Origin of the sequence: Streptomyces neyagawaensis (assembly GCF_023516595.1) — a bacterium.
Taxonomy (GTDB): Bacteria; Actinomycetota; Actinomycetes; order Streptomycetales; family Streptomycetaceae; genus Streptomyces; species Streptomyces neyagawaensis.
On the sequence record NZ_JAMGBG010000057.1, the window covers coordinates 85,338 to 92,086 of the forward strand.

Below are 6,749 nucleotides of genomic sequence, written 5' to 3' on the forward strand. Positions count from 1 at the left end.
GCGCTTTGCCTCTGAGGCAAGAAATTTGCCCCACAGGCAAAGCTGGGGCTGAATGGAGGGCATGAGCCCTTCCGAGGGTACGGACCCTCCCGAGCCCGCGGCGAACGCGGACCTGCCCGTCGTCGCCCCGCAGCTGCGCGCCCTGCGCCGCCGGGCCTCCCTCACGCTGGAGGCGGCGGCCCAGGCCGCCGGGCTGTCACCGGCGCACCTCTCCCGGCTGGAGACAGGGCAGCGCCAGCCCTCGCTGCCGATGCTGCTCACGCTGGCCCGCGTCTACGGTACGACCGTCTCCGAACTGCTCGGCGAGACGGTCCCCGAACGGGACGCCGTCCTGCGTGCCGGTGACATGGAGCCCACCCGGGCCGGCGGCTGGACGTACTGGCAGGCGGGCGCCCCCGGACGAGGGATGCAGGCGCTGCGCGTCCATGTGCCGTACGGCTCCCAGGGCGACATCGTGCGCGTCCACCCCGGCGAGGAGTGGCTGTACGTCCTGAAGGGACGCCTGCGGCTGCGCCTCGGGGACGCCACGCACCTGCTCGGGCCCGGGGACAGCGCGCACTTCGACTCGCTCACCCCGCACCGCATCGCCGCCGCCGATGACGACGGCGCCGACCTGCTGTTCGTCCACACCCTGTTGCAGAGCCCGACCGCCGCGTTGTGCCTCGGGCCGACCACCCCGGAGACCACCCATGGCTGACATGGAAGAGAAGTTCCCCCGCGCCCTGTGGGTGCGGCTCATCATCTACATCGCCGTCGGCCACCTCTTCGCGGCCTTCATCTATCTGCTGTTCGAGGTGGGCGCCAAGCAGTGACGGAGGCGGGCGCCGTGCGGTGACCGAGGTGAGCGCGCTGTGCGGTGACCGAGGTGAGCGCGCTGTGCGGTGACCGAGGCGCTGTGCGGTGACCGAGGCGCTGTGCGGAGGCCGAGGTGGGGGGCCGAGCGCTGCTAGTCGAGCAGGCGCTCGCGCAGCCGCTCCCGGCTCGCGGGGCTCAGCTTCAGGCCCTGCTCCAGGTACGTGTCCACGTCGCCCCAGGTCTCCTCGACCGTGTCGAAGGCCGCCTGGAGATACTCGGCGCGGGCGTCGAACAGAGGGCTCAGCAGCTCCATGACCTCCGGGGAGTAGGCGTTCGGGGAGCTGCTGCTGCGGCGCACCTTGTAGCGGCGGTGTTTGGCGTTCGACTCCAGGTAGTCGGCCACGATGGCCTCGCGCTCCACGCCGACGGCGAGGAGCGTGATCGCTACGGAGAGGCCCGCGCGGTCCTTGCCGGCCGCGCAGTGCATCAGCGCCGGCACGCTGTCCTCCGCCAGCGCGTGCAGCACACGGGAGTGCTCGGCCGTGCGGTGCTTGATGATCGTGCGGTAGGAGGCGATCATCCGGCCCGCCGCCTTGCCGTCGTCCAGCAGCGCGCGCAGCTGGTCCACATCGCCGTCGCGGACCATCTTCCAGAACTCGGCGCCGTCCGCCGGGTCGGACAGCGGCAGATTCACGTTCCGCACGCCGGGCAGCTCGACGTCCGGGCCCTCCAGCTTCTGATCGGCCGCATTGCGGAAGTCGAAGATCGTGTGCAGGCCTAGGGAGCTCAGGAACGCGGCGTCGTCGTCAGTGGCGTGCGCGAGATGCCCGCTGCGGTACAGCACTCCATGACGCATCCGGCGGCCGTCCACGGTCGGCAGGCCGCCCACATCGCGGAAGTTGCGCACCCCGGCCAACTCGGGCTCGGTCGACGGGATCTGCTGCGTCACGGGGGCTCCTCCCATCCGGCCGTCGGCGCCGATCGTCGACGGGCACGCGCTCGGCATCGAGGCGCCCCTCGACGATACGACATGGGTGCCTGACGCAATGAGTTGTCCACAGGCGCCCACGGCGTCGACGTCCCGTTGTCCACAGGCGCCGGAGCGCTCCCGCGACGACCTGCAATGATGTTGAAGCACGATTGCACCTGTTCGAATTTGTGAGGCCATGATGTTGGACATCGCCACGGACGGCCGGACCTGGCTTCTCACGGGTCCCCGGAGCAGCTACGCCCTGCGGCTCACCGGGAACGACGAGCTGCTGCACCTCCACTGGGGCCCGAGGATCACCCTTGCCGACGCCGAGGAGCTGGCAGCCCGCCAGGAGTTGCCCTACTGGCCTTTCGAAGCCCCCGTCGACGGCCACGAGGAGTACCCCGTCGAGGGCGGGCCCCGCTTCACCCGCCCCGCCCTCTCGGTCCGCACCGAGGAACGGCGCGGCACCGAGTGGACCTTCCAGGACTACGAGGCGGACGGTGACGAGCTGCGCCTGCGCTTCCTCGACGACGGTCTGCGGATCACGCTCCACTACCGGATGCGTGACGACGTCGTGGAGCGCTGGGTGACCCTCGCCAACGAGGGGACCGCCGTGGAACTGCTGCGGGCCGACTCGGCGACCTGGACGCTGCCCCGCCGCGAGGAGAGCTGGCGCCTGTCCCAGCTGCACGGCCGGTGGGCGGCCGAGTCCCGGCTGACGCGCGGCGAGCTGACCTACGGTGAGAAGGTCATCGGCAGCCGCCGTGGGCACACCGGCCACCAGCACCTGCCCTGGGTCGCCCTCGACACCGACGCCACCGAGGAGCACGGCGAGGTCTACGGCTGCGCCCTCGGCTGGTCGGGCTCCTGGCGGATCGCCGTGGCCCAGCTCCCGGACGCGCGGGTGCAGATCACCGGCGGTGCCGGGTACGACGAGTCGGGTCTGCTGCGGCTGGAGGCGGGCGAGACGTTCACCACTCCCGTCTTCGCCGCACTGTGGTCCGACGGCGGCCACGGCGGGGCGAGCCGCGCCTGGCACGCCTACCAGCGGGCGTATGTCATCCCGGACGCCGACCGGGACCGGCCGGTGCTGTTCAACTCCTGGGAGGCCACCGAGTTCGACATCTCGGAGGAGCAGCAGCGGGCGCTCGCCGAGCGGGCGGCGGCCATCGGGGTCGAGCTGTTCGTGGTCGACGACGGCTGGTTCGGGGCGCGCACCAACGACCGGGCCGGACTCGGCGACTGGACGCCCAACCCGGACCGCTTCCCCGAGGGGCTGAAGCCGCTCGCCGACCAGGTGCACGCCCTCGGGATGCAGTTCGGCATCTGGGTGGAGCCCGAGATGGTCAACCCGGACAGCGAGCTGTACCGGGCGCACCCCGACTGGGCACAGTTCCAGCCGGGACGAAAGCGGACAGAACTCCGCAATCAGCTGGTGCTCAACCTCGCGCGGCCGGACGTCCAGGAGTACCTGTGGGAGAAGCTGGACACCCTGCTCTCCAGTGCCCCGATCGACTATGTGAAGTGGGACTTCAACCGCTGCTTCACGGACGCCGGCTGGCCCGGTGAGGAGTACCCGCAGAAGCTGTGGGTCGAGCACGTGCACGCCTTCTACGCCCTGCTGGACCGGCTGCGGGCCGCGCACCCCGGCGTCGCCTTCGAGTCGTGCTCGGGCGGCGGCGGCCGGATCGATCTCGGGGTCATGTCGCGGACCGACCAGGTGTGGACCTCCGACAACACCGACCCCCTGGACCGGCTCGCCATCCAGCACGGGTTCAGCCACATCCACCCCGCGCGGGTCATGGCCGCCTGGGTCACCGACAGCCCGAACAACCAGCTCAACGGCCGGGTCAGCTCCCTGCGATTCCGCTTCGTCAGCGCCATGGCGGGCGTGCTCGGCGTCGGCGGCGACCTCACGCGGTGGAGCGACGAGGAACTGGCCGAGGCGCGGGAGTGGGTGGAGCTCTACAAGGAGATCAAGCCCGTTGTGCAGCGCGGCGACCTCTACCGGCTGCGCCCGCCGAGCGGAGGGTTGAGTGCCGTGCAGTACGTCCACGGCGACGAGGCGGTCGTCCTCGCCTGCCTCCAGGCCCAGCACTACGGCGAGCCGGTGCCGCCGCTCCGGCTGCGCGGCCTCGACCCCGAGGCAACCTATGAATGCCGCGAAACGGGCGAACTGCACCGAGGGGCGGTGCTGTTGCATCACGGCCTGCGGACAGGACTGCGCGGCGACTTCGACGCGAAGGTTGTCCGCCTGCGTCGCATGTGAGTGTTCTGTCCGAAATGGAACCGTTAATCCAACTGGCCCTGGAATAAAGACTACTGAGGCGTAGCCGCGTGAGCAGCGTCATATCCGTGACGCACTGTCGCCGCCATGTTCACGTAATTTTTATGCATTTCCAGGGCCGTTGGAAAGGGATATCCGGCGCCCGTTTACGGAGCGTAATCGGGATTCGTTGTATGGATCACGTAGGAAGGCGCCCAGGAAATCCCGATGGTTGTCTCTGTGGGGACAAGTCGCTTACGTTCACCCTCGATCCGGACGGACGCCCAATCCTGCCGCCGACCGGAGCCGCGTACCGACCCGATCCATGGCAGGAGCGGGGGACCCACAGGTAGTACCGCCTGTTCCGGTCTCCGGAACGGCTAGGGGTAAAGCCGGGCACAAACCCGGCCGGACATCTCCAGTCCGCACCCGACAGCTCACCTCGCAGGCGCCGGAGAGGAATTCGCCATGCCCGCGAAGGGTAAGCACCGCCGTCCCAAGTCCCAGCGTCTCACCCGCTCCATCGCCGCCGCCGGAACCGGTGGCGCCGCACTCGCGCTGCCCCTGCTGGGTGCCGCCGGCGCCCACGCCGCGACCCCCACGGCCGCCGTTTCCGGGGCTTCCGAGAAGACGATCACGGCCATCCCCGAGAAGGGTGCCGTCGAACAGGTCGCCGCCAAGAAGAAGGCGACGAAGACCTACACGGTGAAGGCCGGCGACTACCTCGCGAAGATCGCGCACGAGCAGGACGTCCGGGGCGGCTGGAAGCGGCTCTACTCGGACAACCGTTCCGTGATCGGTTCCGACCCCTCACTCATCCACCCCGGCCTGAAGCTCACCATCGGCGGCAAGGCCGCGAAGGCCGGGCTGTCGCACTCGTCGACGAAGGCCCCGTCGACGCAGCCGTCCAAGCCCTCCGAGGCGTCGAAGACCTCCGCGTCCGCGACGAAGGAGACGGCCGACACGTCCGCGGGTCAGGCCGCCCCGTCGAACAGCTCCGGCTTCAGTCTGCCCATCGAGGGCGCCACCATCGGCACCGCGTACAAGACCGCCGGCAGCATGTGGTCCAGCGGCTACCACACCGGTGTCGACTTCGTGGCCCCGACCGGCACGAGCCTCAAGGCCGTGGGCGCGGGCACCGTCGTCTCCGCCGGCTGGGGCGGCGCGTACGGCAACCAGGTCGTCATCAAGCTCGCCGACGGCTACTACGCCCAGTACGCCCACCTCTCCTCGATCGGCGTCTCCGCGGGCCAGTCCGTGAGCGGCGGCCAGCAGATCGGCCTGTCCGGCGCCACCGGCAACGTCACGGGCCCGCACCTGCACTTCGAGATCCGTACGACCCCCGACTACGGCTCGGACATCGACCCGCTGGCCTACCTCCGGTCGAAGGGCGTCACCGTCTGACGTGCCGCCGATGGCTGATTGAGCGCGAGCGAAGGCCGGACCCCGATCCCCGGGGTCCGGCCTTCGGCGTGCCCGGAATCGGCCTCACCGCATGGGTGTGGCGGCCGTCCGGACCTGGCGTATTCCCGGGTTGATCGAATCGTGAAGCGTGGTCTATCTCACCGCCCGTCAACCCCTTATTACGGTCGCGTAGGTCACATCCGAAGGTGAATCATGACCCGATGTGGCAGACGATTCGAAGAACAGCAGATCAGTGATCGGGTCGTACGTGGCGGTGGGGGACAGCTTCACCGAGGGCGTCGGCGACCCCGGCCCCGACGGGGCGTTCGTCGGTTGGGCGGACCGGTTCGCGGTGCTCCTCGCGGACCGGGTGCCCGAGGGCGACTTCAGGTACAACAATCTCGCGGTACGCGGGAAGCTCCTCGACCAGATCATCGAGGACCAGGTGCCGCGGGCTCTCGAACTCGCGCCGGACCTCATGTCCTTCTGTGCGGGCGGCAACGACATCATCCGCCCCGGCACCGACCCCGACGAGGTCGCCGAGCGGTTCGAGCGGGCGGTGGTCCGGCTCACCTCGGCGGTCGGCACGGTGATGGTGACCACCGGCTTCGACACGCGTGACGTGCCGGTGCTCCGGCACCTGCGGGGGAAGATCGCGACGTACAACGGGCATGTGCGGGCCATCGCCGACCGGTACGGCTGTCCCGTGCTCGACCTGTGGTCGCTGAAGACCGTGCAGGACCGGCGGGCCTGGGACGACGACCGGTTGCACCTGTCGCCCGAGGGGCACACGCGGGTCGCGCTGCGGGCCGGGCAGGTGCTGGGCCTGGAGGTGCCGGCGGATCCCGAGCAGCCGTGGCCGCCGCTGCCGCCGCGGGGGACGTTCGAGGTGCGGCGGGACAACATCCACTGGGCCCGGGAGTACCTCGTGCCGTGGATCGGTCGGCGGCTGCGCGGGGAGTCGTCCGGGGACCATGTGTCGGCGAAGGGCGCGTTGTCGCCCGACGACATCAAGCTGCGGATCGCCTCCGTCGCCTGAACCGGTTTCCGTTCGGCCGCTTGCGCCTGCGGTTCGTCGGGGGGCGGGGCCGTGCCGGTGCGTCAGCCCGTCGCTCGGTGCCCTACTGCCCGGGGGGAGCAGAGACGGGTTCTCCGGGCGGCTGTGGGCGACGGGCTCGACGCACCGGCACGGCCCCTTCCGTGCGTGGGTGGCCGGCCCGCCGTGGTCGTACAACGGTGAGGGTCAGGTGGTCGGCGATTCCGGCAGGTTCAGTTCGCGGGCCAGGGTCTCGTCCGCCCACTGTTGGGCCT

6 protein-coding genes and 1 riboswitch are annotated in these 6,749 nt (G+C 70.2%); of the genes, 5 read left to right on the forward strand and 1 reads right to left on the reverse strand.

Features of this window, described 5'->3' with window-relative positions:
• The first annotated feature begins 61 nt into the window (after nucleotides 1–61).
• Nucleotides 62–697: a helix-turn-helix domain-containing protein gene (locus M8J73_RS24810; RefSeq protein WP_055537624.1), complete on the forward strand. Its 636-nt coding sequence runs from the start codon at nucleotides 62–64 to the stop codon at nucleotides 695–697.
• The gene (locus M8J73_RS24815; RefSeq protein WP_055537625.1) at nucleotides 690–812 is read left to right on the forward strand and encodes a DUF6126 family protein; all 123 of its coding nucleotides are present in this window, start codon (nucleotides 690–692) and stop codon (nucleotides 810–812) included. Before M8J73_RS24810 ends, M8J73_RS24815 begins: the two co-directional genes overlap by 8 nt.
• A 134-nt stretch (nucleotides 813–946) precedes the next feature.
• Here the strand turns inward: M8J73_RS24815 and M8J73_RS24820 are convergent, their stop codons facing one another.
• Nucleotides 947–1,744: a tyrosine-protein phosphatase gene (locus M8J73_RS24820; RefSeq protein WP_055537626.1), complete on the reverse strand. Its 798-nt coding sequence runs from the start codon at nucleotides 1,742–1,744 to the stop codon at nucleotides 947–949.
• Between the two features lie 220 nt (nucleotides 1,745–1,964).
• On the opposite strand from M8J73_RS24820, the gene M8J73_RS24825 reads away from it, so the two are divergent.
• From M8J73_RS24825 to M8J73_RS24835, 3 genes are all read left to right on the forward strand, one after another.
• Nucleotides 1,965–4,037 (forward strand): alpha-galactosidase, encoded by a 2,073-nt coding sequence (locus M8J73_RS24825; RefSeq protein ID WP_055537631.1) that lies wholly within the window; start codon nucleotides 1,965–1,967, stop codon nucleotides 4,035–4,037.
• Nucleotides 4,038–4,339: 302 nt separating this feature from the next.
• Nucleotides 4,340–4,498: riboswitch (cyclic di-AMP (ydaO/yuaA leader) on the forward strand.
• A 4-nt stretch (nucleotides 4,499–4,502) separates the two neighbouring features.
• The gene (locus M8J73_RS24830; protein ID WP_055537627.1) at nucleotides 4,503–5,438 is read left to right on the forward strand and encodes a M23 family metallopeptidase; all 936 of its coding nucleotides are present in this window, start codon (nucleotides 4,503–4,505) and stop codon (nucleotides 5,436–5,438) included.
• Between the two features lie 253 nt (nucleotides 5,439–5,691).
• Complete coding sequence (locus M8J73_RS24835) at nucleotides 5,692–6,477, forward strand: SGNH/GDSL hydrolase family protein (protein WP_055537628.1); 786 nt, start codon at nucleotides 5,692–5,694, stop codon at nucleotides 6,475–6,477.
• Nucleotides 6,478–6,749 lie beyond the last annotated feature (272 nt).